Source organism: Mesorhizobium sp. M7A.F.Ca.CA.004.04.2.1, from assembly GCF_004022825.1.
Lineage (GTDB): Bacteria > Pseudomonadota > Alphaproteobacteria > Rhizobiales > Rhizobiaceae > Mesorhizobium.
This window is the reverse complement of sequence record NZ_RZPH01001784.1, coordinates 1-465: the sequence shown is the minus strand read 5'-3', so window position 1 is coordinate 465 and position 465 is coordinate 1. Positions and strand designations below refer to the sequence as shown.

Sequence of the window (465 nt, the reverse complement as noted above, 5' to 3'; positions counted from 1 at the left end):
CCTCCTGCTATTGTGATGTTTTGGCAACACTTTCTGAGCAACCCCTGCGCTGGAAGCCGGGCTGAGGAAATTGCCTATTTCCCGCCATAAACCCGGCGCACCTCGATCTGGTCTCGGGACACGCGCCAAAAGGCTCGGCGAGGGGGCAGCCGCTCCGCCCCATTTGCAGGGAAGATGGGGCAAGGAAGAGTATGGACGCCAAAGTCATCTCCAAGGCTAAGCTCCCTAGCCGCTATGTGACCGTCGGTCCGGCGCGTGCGCCGCATCGTTCCTATCTCTATGCCATGGGTTTGTCGGCGGCCGAGATTGCGCAGCCGCTGGTCGGGGTCGCCTCCTGCTGGAACGAGGCGGCGCCCTGCAACATCTCGCTGATGCGCCAGGCGCAGGTGGTCAAGAAGGGCGTCGCGTCCGCCAGCGGCACGCCGCGCGAATTCTGCACCATCACCGTCACCGACGGCATCGCCA

Annotated in this window: 1 protein-coding gene; it reads left to right on the top strand. The window is 63.7% G+C overall.

The window, feature by feature from the left end:
• Window positions 1-191: 191 nt before the first annotated feature.
• A partial coding sequence (locus tag EN893_RS37565; protein WP_206640285.1) for a dihydroxy-acid dehydratase occupies window positions 192-465 on the top strand: 274 nt, incomplete at its 3' end.